This window comes from Streptomyces sp. NPDC030840 (genome assembly GCF_055572015.1).
The window spans coordinates 17,277-33,664 of record NZ_JBVIEE010000010.1; the positions used below are offsets into that span (position 1 = coordinate 17,277).

A 16,388-nucleotide genomic window follows, 5' to 3' on the forward strand; every position below is an offset into this window, starting at 1 on the left:
GGGATTCGTGGTCCGCCGATGAACGACACCAAACAGTTCTCGGACCGCCGGTCCGCGCACGACCGGAGCGGGGCGGCCACCACCGCCCCGACCCGGTCCCCCGTGCGAGAACGGCGTCGTCCGACCTCCCGTCCGGGGGTCCCCGCGGGCCGAGCCCAGCAGTGGGCCGCCTGGGCCTTCCTCACCCCGGTCACCCTCTACCTCGCCCTCTTCTATGCCTATCCGCTCTACCGCAACCTCGACCTCAGCCTGCGCGACTACACCGTCCGCTCCTTCGTCCAGGGCGACGCGCCGTTCACGGGCCTGGCGAACTACCAGAAGGTCTTCGACGACCCGACCTTCGCGCCGGCCCTGCTGCACACCGCGGTCTTCACCGCCGTGTGCCTGGTCTTCCAGTACGCCATCGGGCTCGCCCTCGCGGTCTTCTTCAACCAGCACTTCCGGCTCTCGGCCACGCTCCGCGCCCTGTTCCTGGTCCCGTGGCTGCTGCCGCTGATCGTGTCGGCGTCCACCTGGTCCTGGATGCTGAACAGCGACTCCGGTGTCGTCAACGCCGCCCTGCACGCTCTCGGCATCGGGCCGGTGAACTGGCTGACCTCGCCGTCCTGGTCGCTGACCTCGGTGATCATCGCGAACATCTGGATCGGTGTCCCCTTCAACCTGGTCGTGCTGTACAGCGGTCTGCAGTCCATCCCCGGATCGCTGTACGAGGCCGCGGCTCTCGACGGAGCGAACGCCTGGCAGCGCTTCTGGCGCATCACCTTCCCCCTGCTGCGCCCGGTCTCCGCCATCACGCTGCTGCTGGGCCTCGTCTACACCCTCAAGGTCTTCGACATCATCTGGATCATGACCAAGGGCGGCCCGGCGGACTCGTCCACCACCTTCGCCACCTGGTCCTACCAGCTCGGCTTCGGCAACCTCCTGCCCGCCTTCGGCCCGGGTGCGGCCGTCGGCAACCTGCTCGTGGTCGCCGCCCTGGTCTTCGGCCTGGTCTACGTCCGAGTCCAGCGAAAGCAGGCGCTGTCATGAGAACCCGCCTTGCCCCGACGACAGGCCACAGCAGAAGGCCGGGCTGGAAGACGGCCGTGGGCCTGCTGCTCACCGGGATCATGCTCTTCCCCGTCTACTGGATGGTCAACGTCTCCCTCACCCGCGACCAGGACATGCGCAAGAGCCCACCGGACCTGTTCCCGACCCACGGCACCCTGGCCGGCTACCGCACCGTTCTGAACGAACAACTGCCCTACCTCGGCACCAGCCTCGTGGTCGCCCTCGGCACCGTCGTGCTGACCGTGGCCGTGGCCGCGCCCGCCGGTTACGCCCTCGCCAAGCTGCGCCCACGCGGCGGCGGCCTGCTGAGCTTCGTCCTGCTGGCCGCCCAGATGATCCCCGGGATCATCATGGCGATGGGCTTCTACGCCATCTACCTCCAACTCGGACTGCTCCAGTCCGTCCCCGGCCTGATCGTCGCCGACTCCACCCTGGCCGTGCCCTTCGCGGTGCTGATCTTCACCGCGTTCATGTCCGGCATCCCCGGCGAACTGCTCCAGGCCGCGCAGATGGACGGGGCGAGAGCGCTGCGGACCTTCTGGTCGGTCGTCCTGCCGATGAGCCGCAACGCCGTCGTCACGGTCTCGTTGTTCGCCTTCCTGTGGTCCTGGTCCGACTTCGTCTTCGCCAACACCCTCGTCAACGGCGGCACCCACGAGCCGATCACCCTCGGCATCTACCACTACATCGGCAACAACAACCAGGAGTGGAACGCCATCATGGCCACCGCCGTCGTCGCGTCACTGCCCGCCGCGGTCATCCTCGTCCTCGCCCAGCGCTATGTGTCGGCCGGTGTCGCCACCGGCGCGGTCAAGGACTGAGTCCCCCGGCCCACCAGGACCACCTGCGCGTTGCCACGCCGACCGACCGGCGCCCCTGCTCCAGAAACGAGTCACGCCACATGACCGCCGCACTGTCCGGCCCGGCCTTCTCCGTCCACGACATTCCCTTCAGCGTGTACGGATCCTGGTTCGACATCTCGTCCGTGGTCGCGGAGAAGACGTACGCTGAGGACCTCCACCTCGTCTCCCACCAGAACGGCATGCACGGCGTCCTGCGCCTGGTCCCCCTGGACCCGGCGAGAGACGAGCGGGCCGAGACCCGCGTCGAGGCGACACCGGGCCTGCTCGTCTGGACCGGCGAGAAGGGACGCGTCGAGCTCGCCTACGAGTCGCCGGACACCGTGCGCCTGCGGGGCAGCGGCCTGGACTTCGGCGTCTTCGCCGGTGCGCGGGTCCTGACCCCGTTCAGCGGCACGTACTTCTTCCACGACCCGGCCGCGAACGCGCACGTGTTCACCTCGTACGAGACCGGCCGCCGTTACCGCGTCACCGTGCTGTCCGGCATCATCGCCGACACCGTCGGAGACCAGGCCCTGGGCGGCAGCGACCGCGGTGTCACCGTGACCGCGCGGGGGGACGGCGCCTGGGAGCTCGCGATCGAGGAACTCGACACCGCCCGCCCGCCCTACGCGCCCCCGGCGGCCTTCGACGACATCGTGGCGGCGGCCCGGGAAGCCTTCGCGGACTTCGTCGACGCCGTGGCCCCCTGGCGTTCGGACGCCACCCCGGCCGCCGAACTCGCCGCCTACGTCGTCTGGTCGGCGACCGTGGCGGCGAAGGGCCTGGTCACCCGGCCGGGCGTGCTGATGTCCAAGCACTGGATGGACAAGGTCTGGAGCTGGGACCACTGCTTCAACGCCCTCGCCCTGGCGCCCGGAGCGCCCACGCTGGCGTGGGACCAGTTCCAGCTGCCGTTCGACCACCAGGACGCGAGCGGTGCCCTGCCGGACTCGGTCACCCACTCCGAGGTCCTCTACAACTTCGTCAAGCCGCCCATCCACGGCTGGGCCTTCGGCCACCTGCGCCGCAGTCTGCCGGCACCCCTGAGCCGGACCGAACTGACCCAGGTGTACGAGCGGCTGGAGCGCTGGACCGGCTTCTGGCTCACCGCCCGGCGAGCCCCGGGCGCCGAACTGCCCTACTACCAGCACGGCAACGACAGCGGCTGGGACAACGCCACCACCTTCGACCCCGGGCGGGTGGTCGTCACCGCCGACCTGGCCGCCTTCCTCGTCCTCCAGCTCCGCCAACTCGCCCAGCTGGCTGAGGAGCTGGGAAAGGGCGACGAGGTCACCCGGTGGAGACGGACGGCCGAGGAGATCCAGACGGCACTGCTCGACCAGCTCTGGACCGGAGACAGGTTCGTCGCCCGCTCGGCCGGCACCGGGGAGACCTGGGACAGCGCCAGCCTCCTCGACCTGATGCCCATCGCGCTGGGCGAGCACCTGCCCGCCGAGATCGGCAGCACGCTGGCCGACAACATCAAGGCCCACCTGACCCCGTACGGCCTGGCCACCGAACTGCCCACCTCACCCCACTACCTCGCCGACGGCTACTGGCGCGGCCCCATCTGGGCCCCCGCCACGGTCCTCATCGAGGACGGCCTGCGCCGTGCCGGCCACCAACGGCTCGCCGACGACATCAGTGCCCGCTTCCGCGCCCTGTGCGAGACCCACGGGTTCGCCGAGAACTTCGACGCCCTGACCGGCACCGGCCTGCGCGACCGCGCCTACACGTGGACCGCGAGCAGCTACCTCCTCCTTGCCCGGGACCACCACTTCCGTCGCGCGGACACCGGGACCGACGATCCGGTCGCCTGACCCGCGAGCGAGCCTGACGCAAGGGGGCCGGTTCTCCGTCGCGCGACCGGCTGCCCCCCTGACGGGAAGCCGGGCAACGGGGGTGGCCCGCACCAGCAGATGCCCCTTCGGCGCGGGCCTGTCCGGGCCCCACGGGCAGCCCCCACGGGCAGGCGGCACCGGCAACGGCCCGGCGCGCGGCAGCACTCACCCGCGGCCCGTCGCCCGTCGGCACGCCTGTGCGTACGCCCGTACCAGGGGCCGGTGTTCGTCCTCGCGGCGCCAGGCCAGGACGTAACGGCTGGGAGTGACGCCACGCACCGGGCGGGCCACCACACCGCCCAGGGTGAGCAGCGGGACGTTGCCCGCGGCCACGAGGCACACGCCGAGACCGGCGACCAGGGCCTCGTACGTCTCCTCCGTGCTCGCGATCTCGGCGCCGATCCGGGGCGGGCGGCCGTCACGGGCGTCCAGGGCGAGCCAGTAGTCGCGCAGCGGGCCCGTGCTCTTGGGCAGCGCCAGGAACGGCTCGTCGGCGAGGTCCGCGAAGTCGACCTCGGCGCGGGCGGCGAGCGGGTGGGTGTCCGGGAGGGCGACCAGGAGCGGTTCCTCGGCGACGAGCGTCCAGGCGAAGCGCTCCTGACCGGGCAGCGGCAGCCAGACGAACGCCACGTCCGCGTCGCCGTCCGCGAGGCCCGCCGTCGGGTCCTCCCAGTTCACCTGGCGCACCCGGAGCTCCGCCTCCGGGTGCGCGGCCGTGAAGCGGGAGCGGATGGCGGGCAGGATGCCGCCACGCCCCGGACTGGTGCTCATCCCGACGACCAGCGTGCTGCGCTCGGCCGCCGTCGCCGCCTCCACCGCGGCGGCCGCCTCGTCCCAGGCGGCCAGCACTCGCCGCGCGTGCGGCAGCAGCGCCGAGCCCGCCGCGGTGAGGGTCACGCCCCGGGGTTCGCGCCGGAACAGCTCCACGCCCAACTGCCGCTCCAGCGCCCGGATCTGTTTGCTCAGCGCCGGCTGCGACACGTACAACCGCTCCGCCGCGCGCGTGAAGTGCAGTTCGTCCGCCACCGCCACGAAGTAGCGCAGGTCCCGGGCATGTACGTCCCTCGTCATAACCATCGGTTATCACCAAATGTCTTGGACCGGCAACCGGTCGGGCAAGCAGGCTGGGCACTGACCGGAGCGGAGCCGAGAAGACGAGGAGCGGTCATGAACAGGGTGTGGCTGGTGACGGGCGCCAGCAGTGGGTTCGGGCGGGCGATCACCGAGGCGGCGCTCGCGGCGGGCGACGTGGTCGTGGGCGCGGCGCGGAGCACCGACGCGCTGGCCGGCCTGGTAGCCGCTCATCCGGACCAGGTGGAGGCGCTGAGACTCGACGTCACCGACACGGCGGCGGCCGAGGCGGCCGTACGGGACGTCGTGGCACGGCACGGAAGGATCGACGTCCTGGTCAACAACGCGGGACGCACGCACGTGGGGGCCTTCGAGGAGACCACCGACGCCGAACTGCGCGCACTGTTCGACGTGCACGTCCTCGGGCCCGCCGCTCTCACCCGCGCCGTGCTGCCGCACATGCGGGAACGGCGCTCCGGCGCGATCGTGCAGATGAGCAGCATGGGCGGGCAGCTGTCCTTCGCGGGCTTCTCGGCGTACAGCGCGACGAAGTTCGCCCTGGAGGGCATGTCCGAGGCGCTGGCGGACGAGGTGCGCGACTTCGGCATCAAGGTGCTGATCGTCGAGCCGGGCTCCTTCCGCACCGGCCTGTTCGACACCGCCCGGGCCGGGGCGAGCGCCGACAGTGGTGTGTACACCAAGGTGGGGGAGACGCGCGGGTTCGTGGCCGGGGGCGACGGCAGCCAGCCCGGCGACCCGGCGAAGGCGGCGGCCCTCATCCTGGCCGCGCTGGAGGACGAGCGGACGCCGCTCAGGCTGCCGCTCGGGGACGACGGCGTGAGCGCGGTCCTCGGCCACCTGGACCAGGTGCGCGAGGACATCGCCCCCTGGGAGAAGCGGGCCAGGGCGACGGCCTTCGACGACTGAGGCAGGGCCCCGGGCCGGCGAGGCTCCCTGGCGGCCGGGGCGCGTGCCGTGCGGTCCTGGTTCTGCCAGGTGACCTCGACGCCGACGGCCTTGTTCGCCGGGGCGTGGGTTTTCAGCCCGTCCGGCGTTTGAGGACGAGGCCGCAAGGCCGACAGCGGGGGTCCGGGGGCGCAGCCCCCGGGGATGGGACGGGTAGGGGCGGCGGGGGCGAGAACCTCCGGGCCCGCACCCGGCACGGCGACCGCGCCAAAGCCGGCGGCTCCTCGTCGTCCAGGCCCGTGGTCATGGGACCTCCGTCTCCGGACCGCCGGCCGGCGGTCTCACCCCCTGCTTGCCGCAGGCCGCCGCCGGCGTTCGCACCCCGCGCTGTCAGCCGTCCGCCAGCCCCGACTTCACCCCCGCCCCGCACAACGGCACCACCGCCGTACGGCCCCCGAGCGCGCCCTCGCGTACGGCCGCCCAGCAGGCCACTCCCGTGGACTCGACGTACAGTCCCCGCGACGCCAGGTCCCTCTGGGCGTCCCGGATCTGGTCCTCCGTCACCGTCAGGAATCCGCCACCGGACCCCCTGACGGCCCGCAGGATCTGCCGGGCCCGGGGCGGCCGCGGGATGGCGATGCCCTCGGCGAGGGTGGGGGCCGCCGGGGTGTCCCCCACCAGGTCGTCGGCGCCCTCGGACCAGGCGTGGGCCAGCGGGGCGACCGCCGCCGCCTGGACGGCGTACAGGGCGGGCCGCCGGCCGATCAGTCCCGCCGCGTACAGTTCGTCCACCGCGAGCCAGGCGCCCAGCAGCAGCGTTCCGTTGCCGACGGGGACCACGACGACGTCGGGGAGACGGCCGCCGAGGTCCTCCCACAGCTCGTGGACGTACGTCTTCGTGCCGTGCAGGAAGTACGGGTTGAAGACGTGGGACGCGTAGAAGACGCCCTCCTCGTCCGCCGCCTGACGGGCCGCCCGCGCCGTCTCCTCACGGTCCCCGTCCACCACGTGCAGCCGTGCGCCGTGCGCCCGGATCTGCTCCAGCTTCTTGGCCGACGTGCCGGCGGGGACGTACACCGTGCAGGGCAGCGCGGCCCGCGCGCAGTACGCCGCGATGGCCGTGCCCGCGTTGCCGCTGCTGTCGGCGAGCACCTGGCGGGGCCCGAGCCGCAGCGCCAGTTCGGCCAGCAGCACCGCGCCCCGGTCCTTGAACGACAGCGTCGGCATCAGGAAGTCCAGCTTGGCCGAGATGCCCTCCGTCAGCTCCACGAGGGGAGTGCGGCCCTCGCCCAGGGACACCGAGGGGCCCGACAGGGGCAGGCACTCCGCGTACCGCCAGAGCGAGTTCACCCGTCCGGCCAGGGACTTGAGCGGGGCCGGGGTGGGAGCGAAGTCCAGATCCAGGGGGCCGCGGCAGGCCGGGCAGCACCAGGCGAGCGAGTCCGCGGGGACGCGCGTGCCGTCGGAAGGGCAGTAACGGTCCGGCAGAGGTGTCATGGCCGCAGCGTAGTTGTGCCGTTCGGTGACGGTGGGTCATGACCGGCGCGCGGCGCGCGCGTCCGGCCAGGGTGAGCCGTCGTGCGTTCCTGTGCCCCCGTCAGTCCTTCACTGACGCACAGGAAGAGCAGGTGATACACGAAGTATGACCATATTTGTGCAACAGTGACCTGTGCGGACCGGACCCGGCATCGGCATGCCCATGCCTTCCCGGCTCCCCGGTCGGCTCCCCGGTCCGCTCTTGGGACTGTCCGGCGAGCGTGCGCCCGGCCCGCACGGCGTGGCTCCGCACGTTCACCACCGTCTCCCGATCCCGCCCGTCTCCCGATCCCGCCCGTCCCCCAGCCCCCACCCGGGTACCACCGACTGAGGAAGGTCCCCCAGATGGCAGTGATGCGTCAGACCCGGCGAAGACTGGCCGTCGCGACCACGGCGGCGCTCGCCGCCGGTCTCGTCCCGGCCCTCGCCGCGAGCGCCGCCGGCCCCGAACCGGAAGGCCGGATCCTGTACGCGGGCGCGGCCGGCGCCATCAAGGACAGCTACATCGTGGTCCTGAAGGCGGAGGTCGCGAAGGCCGGTTCCGACCAGGGCAGGGCCCTCGCCAAGGCGTACGGCGCGACCATCGAGCGCACCTACACGAAGGCCCTCAACGGCTACGCCATCAAGGCCACGGAGGACAAGGCGAAGCGCTTCGCCGCCGACCCGGCCGTCACCTCCGTCGTCCAGAACCGCACGTTCAGGATCGACGCGACCCAGTCCAACCCGCCGTCCTGGGGTCTGGACCGCATCGATCAGGCGGCACTCCCGCTCAACCAGACCTACAGCTACGACGACACCGCCGGAGAGGGCGTCACCGCCTACGTCCTCGACACCGGTGTCCGCGTCTCGCACCGCGACTTCGGCGGCCGTGCCCTCAACGGCTACGACGCCGTCGACAACGACCACACCGCCCAGGACGGCCACGGACACGGCACGCACGTCGCCGGAACCATCGCCGGAACGGCCTACGGCGTCGCCAAGAAGGCGAAGGTGGTCGGTGTCCGCGTCCTGAACGACGCAGGGGAGGGGACGACCGCCGAGGTGGTCGCCGGCATCGACTGGGTGACCGCCGAGGCCGTCAAGCCGGCCGTCGCCAACATGAGCCTCGGCGGTCCCGTCGACACGGCGATCGACGCGGCCGTCCGCAACTCCATCGCCTCCGGCATCACCTACGCGGTCGCGGCCGGCAACGAGTCGGCCAACGCGTCCACCAGTTCGCCCGCGCGCGTCACCGAGGCCATCACCGTCGGCGCCACGACCAACTCGGACACCCGTGCGAGCTACTCCAACTACGGCACGGTGCTGGACCTGTTCGCCCCGGGCTCCTCCATCATCTCGCTCTGGCACACCGGCGACACGGCGACCAACACCCTCTCGGGTACGTCGATGGCGGCCCCGCACGTCGCGGGAGCCGCCGCCCTCCACCTGGCGGACCACCCCACGGCCACGCCCGCCGCCGTCCGAACGGCCCTGGTCGGTTCCGCGACCACCGGCGTCGTCACCAGTCCCGGCACGGGTTCGCCCAACCGCCTCCTCAACGCGGGCGGCGGCGGGACGACGGCCCCGCCCGGCCCGCGCTTCGAGAACACCGCCGACCACACGATCTCCGACAACGCGACGGTCGAGTCGTCGATCAGCGTGCGGGGGGTCTCCGGAAAGGCCCCGGCGTCACTGCGCGTGCCGGTGAGCATCATTCACACCCATGTCGGCGATCTCCGGGTGCAGCTGGTCGCTCCCGACGGCACGCCGTACACCCTGAAGGCGTACGGCACCGGCGGCGGTACCGACAACATCGACACCACCTACACGGTGAACGCGTCCTCCGAGACGGCCAACGGCGCATGGAGGCTCCGGGTGACCGACAACGCGGTGCGGGACGTCGGGTGGATCGACTCCTGGGGACTGCGGTTCTGACGCCCGCTCGGGCGCGTCCCCTCCGGCGTACCCCTCGCCCTCGCGGAAGGTCTCCGGGTCCGTGGCCCGGCCCGCCGTGAGGGCGAGCCGTTGAGTACCGCCCTCGTCCGTCCCGCGCTTACGATGCGCCCACACGTCGTACGTCAGTTCCCCCACCCGGACGAGAGGCAACGGCACCCGTGGCCATACCCCCGCCCCCTGGGCCGCAGCAGCCCCAGGAGCCCCAGGGCCCGTACCTGCCGCCCGAGGGCCCGCCAGGGCACTACCCACCGCCTCCGGGTGCGGGGCAGCCGTACGCGGGTCCGGGGCAGCCGTACGCGGCGGGTCCCGGTCAGCCGTACGGCCACCCGTACCAGCCGTGGGGGCAGGGGTACTCCCCCTACAACCACCCCGCGCCCGTCAACGGCGTCGCGATAGCCGCGCTCGTGCTCGGCGTCCTCTGCTGTCTGCCGTTCGTCGGGCTGGTGCTCGGGATCGTCGCGCTCACGCAGATCAAGAAGAAGGGGGAGCGCGGGAAGGGCATGGCCGTCACGGGGATCGTGCTCTCGTCGGTCGGTACCCTCCTGATGATCGTCTTCCTCGCCGCGGGTGGTGCGCGCGGGTTCTGGGAGGGCTTCCAGGAGGCGGCCGGTGAGAACGGCGGCACCTTCTCGGTGGAGAAGGGGGAGTGCTTCGACTCGCCGAACGGCTCCCTGGAGGGGTACGCCTCCGACGTCGACACGGTGCCGTGCGAGGGGGAGCACGACGCGGAGGTGTTCGCCAACTTCCGTTTGCCGGAGGGTGGTTACCCCGGCGCCGACGACATGGCCGAGACCGCCGACACGAAGTGCTACGCCCTCGCCGACTCCTACGCGATGGACTCGTGGGCCCTTCCGGAGTACGTCGACGTCTACTACTTCACGCCGACCCGGCAGAGCTGGGGCGCGGGTGACCGCGAGGTGACGTGCATGTTCGGGAGCACGGACGAGAAGACGAAGCTGCGGGGGTCGCTGCGCGAGGACGACTCCATGCTGACCGCGGACCAGCTCACCTACCTCCGGGCCGAGGGGAGGTACCACCGCGCGCTCGACGCCGCGCCCGCCGACGAGTACGTCGAGGACGACCTGCCGGGTCACAGGCAGTGGGCGTCCCGGGTCGCGAAGGCCCTGGACGAGCAGGTCGCGATGCTCGGTGAGCACCAGTGGAGCGACGGCACCGCCCGACCGGTCGCCGAGCACGCGGATGCCCTGAAACGGGCGCGCGAGCAGTGGGAGAAGGCGGCGGAGGCGGCCGACGCCGACGTCTTCTACGAGCACTACGACGACGCCCTCGGCATCGTGGACGGGACCACGGCGGTCACCGCCCGCAAGGCTCTGGGGCTGGCCACGACCCCGCCTTCGTACGGGGAGGAGAGTGGCGGCGGCGAGGGCGGAGGGAGCGGCTCCGCCGAGGAGGTGTGAGGGTGTGTGCAGCGGGGAGAAAATGCCTGCTTAATGCCTGTGTCATGCCTCCCCGCCCCTCGCGTCATCACATCGAGTGATTCTCAGGCCTTTGCTTGCATGGCTCAACCCACGGTTGCCAGGCTGTAGCTGTCTGTACAACCTGATGGGAGCGGCCAGTGACTTTCGGTGAGCAGCCGGCGTATCTGCGCGTCGCGGGTGATCTCCGCAAGAAGATCGTCGACGGTTCACTTCCTCCCCACACCCGGCTTCCCTCGCAGGCCCGCATCCGCGAGGAGTACGGCGTTTCGGACACCGTGGCGCTGGAGGCGCGCAAGGTGCTGATGGCGGAGGGGCTCGTCGAGGGCCGCTCCGGTTCGGGGACGTACGTACGGGAGAGGCCCGTGCCCCGGCGGGTCGCCCGTTCCGGGTTCCGGCCCTCCAGGGGGGCCACGCCCTTCCGGCAGGAGCAGGCCGACGCCGACGCGCGCGGTACGTGGGAGTCGAAGAGCGAGCAGGCCGAGGCGAGCGCCGCCGTCGCGGAGAGGCTGTGCATTCAGCCCGGGGACCGCGTGATGTGCACGAGGTACGTGTTCCGGGACGCGGGGGAGACGATGATGCTCTCCACGTCGTGGGAGCCCCTCGCCCTGACCGGTCGTACGCCGGTGATGCTGCCGGAGGAGGGACCCCTCGGCGGGATGGGCGTCGTCGAGCGCATGGCGGCCATCGATGTGGTCGTGGACAACGTCACGGAGGAGGTCGGTGCGCGCCCCGGACTCGCGGAGGAGCTCCTCGCCCTCGGAGGTGTCCCTGGGCATGTCGTGCTCGTCATCCAGCGCACGTACTACGCGTCGGGGCGGCCGGTGGAGACGGCGGACGTGGTGGTGCCGGCGGATCGGTACCGGGTCGCCTATCACCTGCCGGTGAAGTAGGGAGGATGCGGGCGGCCGACCCGTGCCGCACTCTCCCAAGTGCGCTCTCCCGAGCCGCAGTTCGAATTTGGCCGTTCTCGTGGGGGGCTCTGTGGGGCACGCCCCACGTGCTCCCACCCCGCTTCCCCCTGCTCGTCGGAGCGCGAAGGGGCGTGCGCCCGGCGGCCGACGGCGCATTCGGCAGGAAGCGCCCCCTGCGTCATGGCTGGTTGCGTACCTCTTTGTGAAATTCCGTATTCGCTGCGTGAAGGTAAGGCGTACGCTCGGGCATATGCGGATTGCGGTTTCCTTGGGCGGGGCACGGCGAGAGCCGGGGACGGGAAGTGGAGGGTCGCGATGAACGACGGCACGATCACTCTCCCTTGGCTCGTCATACGACAGGACGACAACGGCAATCGCTACCGCGTGGGCAGGTACGCGACCCGGGCCGAGGCCCAGAAGATCGCGGACAGCCTCGACAGCCGCGGACACAAGCAGCTCTACTGGGTCGAGCGCATCGGGCAGAACGGTCAGGGCGGGGCCAACTGACCGCGCACGCCAAGCCCCGCCGGACCTCCGGCCCCACTCCCGTAGGCTCCCGCGCATGATCGAACCGATCGTGGTGGTGGGAGCCGCCCTGCTGAGCGGTGGCCGCCTGCTCGCCGCGCGCCGCACAGCACCGCCCGAACTGGCCGGACGCTGGGAGCTGCCCGGCGGCAAGGTCGAGCCCGGCGAGACCCCCGAGGACGCCCTCGTCCGTGAACTGCGCGAAGAGCTGGGCGTGGAGGCGGAACCGGCCGAGCGGGTACCCGGTGCGTGGCCCCTGAGGGCCGGCTACGTGCTGCATGCGTGGACCGCGCACCTCATCTCTGGTGATCCCAGACCCCTCGAGGACCACGACGAGCTGCGCTGGCTCACCCGCGACGAGGTCTGGGACGTCGACTGGCTGGACCAGGACGTCCCGGCGGTCATGGAGGTGGCGCGGCTGGCGTGGAGGAGGGACGGGTCCGAGGTGCGCTGAGCGCTCCGCTCGGCGCTCTGCTCCGCGCTCCGTTGGGCGCCGTGGTGAATCTGCGGGCCGGTGGGGGTCGGTCGCGCAGTTCCCCGCGCCCCTTACGGGCCGCTCCCATGGAAGGGCGCGCCAGCGGTAGGTGGTATCCGATATCGGGTATGTGCCCATTAACCCCGTGAAACCGGACACCCTCCGCTTCTGGTCTGGGAAGTGATCGGCGTGACCGACACCGAAGGCGACCGCGCCGAGTGGACCTTCCCCGCCGACCCCGGTTCCGTACGGGCCGCCCGCGCCGTCGTCAGGGACCAGCTGCGGGGTTGGCACCTCGAATCCCTGGCCGATCTGACCGCCCTGCTCGTGAGCGAGCTGGTCACCAACGCGCTGCGACACGCCACCGGCCCCATCGGTGTGCGCCTGGTCCGCCCCAGCCTTCCCCTGGGCGTCCTGCTCGTCGAGGTCTCCGACCCCCTCCCCGACCCGCCCCGCGAGCGAGTGCCCCGTCTCGATGACGAGAGCGGCCGGGGGCTCCAGCTCGTGGCCTCCTCCTCCCGGGCCTGGGGCACGAGGCCCGGGGCGGTCGGCAAAACGGTCTGGTTCGAACTTCCCGTGCCCGGTTGACGCACATCGAGCCGGCGCCGCCGACCGGACTCTTTGGTTCGAGGTGCCACCGCTTGGTTAGAAGACTGGGAGGATGGCCGGGCCGGTCCAAAACGCATCGGGACCGTGCTGTGATCGTGAACACCGTGTCGTGCGGCCACGTAGTGCTGGATACTGCGGGCAGCCGCCCCCGGTGACCGAAGCCGGACGCGGTGAGCTGGAGGGGACGGTTCGCGTGAGCGAGATACCAGCGAAGGCCACGGAGTCGGAAGACCCGTGGGACGGCGCGAGGGCTGAGGCCGCGAGCCGTTCCGCCGCGGGCGACACGCCACGCGGGGGGACACCGCGCACAGCGGGCCGCCCGTCGGCCGCCACGGCCGACGGCACCGCCTTCGACACGCACGACGCGCCCCTCCACGACACGGCCGCCGGCGCGGGCCGTCTCACGCCCGCCCACGGGGTCGGCGGCGTGTCCGCTGACGCGAGTAACGGCCCCAGTGAGGACATGACCGGCGCGTCGGACGGCGCCGGGCGCGAGGCGCCGGGCGGGCGTGTCCCGGACCAGCGGTCCGGCGACCGCCCGGCGGACGCGCCGGCCGAACGGCCCGGCGAGGGCCTCGGCGCGGGCGCCCCGGGCGCGGTGTCCGGCAGTCGCGCGGGCGCCCCCGGAGTGGGACTCGGCGGCGGCTTCGACGCGGGCGTGCCCGGCGGCGGGGCCGACGGGCCAGGCGACTCCATGTGGCAGAGCAGCCCGCCCGGTTCCATCTACGACTACATCAAGGTCGCCTCGTTCTCGATCGGCCCCGACGGTCTCGTCGACCAGTGGAGCCTGCGCGCCGAGCATTTGTTCGGCATCCCCGCCGAACGCGCTGTCGGCATGGATCCCATCGCCGCCTTCGTGGCCGCCGACCTTCGCGAACGCGGCCACCGCAAGATGGCCGAGATCCTCGACGGCCGTGAGTGGACCGGAGTCGTCCCGTTCCGGATGCCCGACGCCGAGGGCGCCGAGGGACTCGCCGAGGTCTATGTGATGCCCACCACCACGGAGGACGGCCAACGGGCCGCCGTGTGCATCGTGGTGGACGTCCGCACCCTGCGTTCGATTGAGACCGACCTGGCCGCTTCGCAGTCGATTTTCGGTCAATCCCCGTTCGGTTTCCTCCTGATCGACACCGATCTGCGGGTACGGCGCGCCAACCAGCGGTTCGTGTCCGTCTTCGGCGGCACCCCCGACGACCACCGGGGGCGCGGCGTCCACGACTACCTGCCCTCGCCGGAGGCCGAACGCGTCGCCGCGACCCTGCGCCGCGTCCTGGAGACCGGCGAGTCCATCACGGACATGAACGTCACGGGCTTCGTACCGGGCTACGACGAGCGCCGCCACTGGTCCATCAACCTCTACCGCGTGCACAGCGGCTCCGGCCGGCCCATCGGTATCGCCTGGCTCAGCACCGACGTCACGGCCCGGCGCGCCGCCGCACGCGAGGCCGCCGCCGCACGGCGCAATCTCGCCCTCCTGAACGAGGCGGGCGCCCGCATAGGCAACTCCCTCGACCTGGAGACCACCGCCCGCGAACTCCTCGACGTCGTCGTCCCCGGCTTCTGCGACCTCGCCACCGTCGACCTCTACCAGGGGCTCCTCGTGGGTGACGAGACCCCGCCCGGACTCGCCGACGGCAGCGCCGAGCTGCGCCGGGTGGCGTTCGCCAGCGCGGTCTCCGACGCGCCCTTCGTGGGTGGCCCGGCACCCGTCGCCGTCGGCGCGGTCCACCACTACCCCTTCACCTCGCTCTGCGCGGACGCCCTGCGCACGGCGCGGCCGCGGCACATCCCCGCCGAGGACGGCGGCCTCATCCAGTCCACGCTCGCCGTCCCGATGGTCGCGCACGACACCGTGGTCGGGCTCGTCCAGTTCTCGCGCACCAAGGGCAGCGAGCCGTTCGGCGAACGCGACCGCGCCCTCGGCATGGAACTGGCCTCGCGCGCCGCGGTCTGCATCGACAACGCCCGCCTCTACCGCCGCGAGCACGAACGGGCGCTGATACTCCAGCGATCCCTGCTCCCGCCCGGCGACCCGGAGGCCTCCGGCCTGGACATCGCCTGCCGCTACCTGCCCGGCAACGCGGCCACCGAGGTGGGCGGCGACTGGTTCGACGTCATCGAACTGCCCGGTCACCGCACCGCGTTGGTCGTCGGCGACGTCATGGGCCGAGGCCTGCGCGCCGCCGTGGCGATGGGTGAACTCCGCACCGCCGTACGGACCCTGGCGCTGCTCGACCTCGAACCCGCCGAGGTCCTCTCGGCGCTGGACGAGATCGCCCGCGGCCTCGGCACCCCCGGCGGCGTGCAGCAGGCCTCCCGCACGGCAGCCCGCCAGCCCCGCGACGCCGACCTCTCCGAGGTGTACCTCGCGACGTGCGTGTACGCGGTCTACGACTCGGTGACCCGGCGCTGCACCTTCGCCAACGCCGGCCACCTCCCGCCCGTACTCGTCGAGCCCGGCGAGAGCGCGCTCATGCTGGACGTGCCCCCCGGCATGCCGCTCGGCGTGGGCGGCGAGCCGTTCGAGGAGGTGGAGGTCGAACTGCCCGAAGGCGCCCTGCTGGCGCTCTACACGGATGGACTGGTCGAAAGCCGCGATCACCCCCTGGACGAGGGCCTCCAGGCGTTCGTCGGCGCCCTCACCGACCCCTCCCGCCCCCTTGAGGACGTCTGTGACCATGTCCTCAACACCCTCGACACGCACCACGGCGAGGACGACATCGCCCTGCTGATGGCGCGGGTGCAAGGGCTGCCCACGGATTCCGTGGGCGACTGGACCCTGCCCCGCGAACCCCGCAGCGTGGGCCGCGCCCGTGAGTACGCGCGGACGCAGCTGCAGGCGTGGGACCTGGAACCCCTGGTCGACACGACGGAGCTGCTGGTCAGCGAACTCGTCACCAACGCCCTCAGGTACGGCGAGGGCGAGATCCGGCTGCGGCTGCTGCTGGACCGGACGCTGGTCTGCGAGGTGTGGGACGCGGGCCTGGTGCAGCCGCGCCGGCGCCGGGCGCGGGACACCGACGAGGGAGGCCGCGGCCTCCAGCTGGTCGGTCTGCTCTCCGCGGCCTGGGGCTCCCGGCGGACGCCGCGCGGCAAGACGGTCTGGTTCGAGCTCCCGCTCCCGGACGGCGAGTCGAACCTCGCGGACCCGGCGGAGGCGCTGCTGAGCCTGTTCTAGCGGGCCCGCTCCCGGCGGAGGTGGCCGGGCGCAGGCGTCCGGAGGGCGGGCTCAAACCGACCCGCCCCTA

Annotated in this window: 13 protein-coding genes; 11 read left to right on the plus strand and 2 right to left on the minus strand. The window is 72.1% G+C overall.

All coding sequences use genetic code 11. The features are described from left to right. The first annotated feature begins 18 nt into the window (after positions 1 to 18). The 3 genes from ACZ49J_RS22145 to ACZ49J_RS22155 all read left to right on the plus strand — a co-directional run bounded on the left by ACZ49J_RS22145 (position 19) and on the right by ACZ49J_RS22155 (position 3,712). Complete coding sequence (locus ACZ49J_RS22145; protein WP_467455743.1) at positions 19 to 1,029, plus strand: carbohydrate ABC transporter permease; 1,011 nt, start codon at positions 19 to 21, stop codon at positions 1,027 to 1,029. Continuing rightward, on the plus strand, positions 1,026 to 1,871 hold the full coding sequence (locus tag ACZ49J_RS22150) for a carbohydrate ABC transporter permease (protein ID WP_467455745.1): 846 nt from the start codon (positions 1,026 to 1,028) through the stop codon (positions 1,869 to 1,871). Before ACZ49J_RS22145 ends, ACZ49J_RS22150 begins: the two co-directional genes overlap by 4 nt. An 80-nt stretch (positions 1,872 to 1,951) precedes the next feature. Further along, on the plus strand, positions 1,952 to 3,712 hold the full coding sequence (locus ACZ49J_RS22155; protein ID WP_467455746.1) for an amylo-alpha-1,6-glucosidase: 1,761 nt from the start codon (positions 1,952 to 1,954) through the stop codon (positions 3,710 to 3,712). Between the two features lie 186 nt (positions 3,713 to 3,898). Here the strand turns inward: ACZ49J_RS22155 and ACZ49J_RS22160 are convergent, their stop codons facing one another. Then, positions 3,899 to 4,804: a LysR family transcriptional regulator gene (locus ACZ49J_RS22160; protein WP_467455748.1), complete on the minus strand. Its 906-nt coding sequence runs from the start codon at positions 4,802 to 4,804 to the stop codon at positions 3,899 to 3,901. Positions 4,805 to 4,900: 96 nt separating this feature from the next. Between ACZ49J_RS22160 and ACZ49J_RS22165 the strand changes: the two genes are divergently transcribed. After that, entirely contained in the window at positions 4,901 to 5,731 is an 831-nt protein-coding gene (locus ACZ49J_RS22165) for an SDR family NAD(P)-dependent oxidoreductase (RefSeq protein ID WP_467455749.1), read from the plus strand. Between the two features lie 369 nt (positions 5,732 to 6,100). Here the strand turns inward: ACZ49J_RS22165 and ACZ49J_RS22170 are convergent, their stop codons facing one another. Further along, positions 6,101 to 7,207, minus strand: a complete 1,107-nt coding sequence (locus ACZ49J_RS22170) for a threonine synthase (protein WP_467455750.1) — start codon at positions 7,205 to 7,207, stop codon at positions 6,101 to 6,103. Positions 7,208 to 7,591: 384 nt separating this feature from the next. Between ACZ49J_RS22170 and ACZ49J_RS22175 the strand changes: the two genes are divergently transcribed. The 7 genes from ACZ49J_RS22175 to ACZ49J_RS22205 all read left to right on the plus strand — a co-directional run bounded on the left by ACZ49J_RS22175 (position 7,592) and on the right by ACZ49J_RS22205 (position 16,318). Beyond that, entirely contained in the window at positions 7,592 to 9,160 is a 1,569-nt protein-coding gene (locus ACZ49J_RS22175; RefSeq protein WP_467455752.1) for a S8 family peptidase, read from the plus strand. Between the two features lie 179 nt (positions 9,161 to 9,339). Further along, a complete protein-coding gene (locus ACZ49J_RS22180; RefSeq protein ID WP_467455753.1) occupies positions 9,340 to 10,599 on the plus strand; it encodes a DUF4190 domain-containing protein in 1,260 nt (419 codons plus the stop codon). A gap of 158 nt (positions 10,600 to 10,757) precedes the next feature. Then, positions 10,758 to 11,510, plus strand: a complete 753-nt coding sequence (locus tag ACZ49J_RS22185; protein ID WP_467455754.1) for a GntR family transcriptional regulator — start codon at positions 10,758 to 10,760, stop codon at positions 11,508 to 11,510. Positions 11,511 to 11,846: 336 nt separating this feature from the next. After that, on the plus strand, positions 11,847 to 12,038 hold the full coding sequence (locus tag ACZ49J_RS22190; protein WP_467455755.1) for an SPOR domain-containing protein: 192 nt from the start codon (positions 11,847 to 11,849) through the stop codon (positions 12,036 to 12,038). A 55-nt stretch (positions 12,039 to 12,093) separates the two neighbouring features. Beyond that, positions 12,094 to 12,510, plus strand: a complete 417-nt coding sequence (locus ACZ49J_RS22195) for a (deoxy)nucleoside triphosphate pyrophosphohydrolase (protein WP_467455756.1) — start codon at positions 12,094 to 12,096, stop codon at positions 12,508 to 12,510. 201 nt (positions 12,511 to 12,711) lie between these two features. Continuing rightward, positions 12,712 to 13,119: an ATP-binding protein gene (locus ACZ49J_RS22200; protein ID WP_467455758.1), complete on the plus strand. Its 408-nt coding sequence runs from the start codon at positions 12,712 to 12,714 to the stop codon at positions 13,117 to 13,119. Positions 13,120 to 13,603: 484 nt separating this feature from the next. Further along, positions 13,604 to 16,318: a SpoIIE family protein phosphatase gene (locus ACZ49J_RS22205; RefSeq protein ID WP_467455840.1), complete on the plus strand. Its 2,715-nt coding sequence runs from the start codon at positions 13,604 to 13,606 to the stop codon at positions 16,316 to 16,318. Positions 16,319 to 16,388 lie beyond the last annotated feature (70 nt).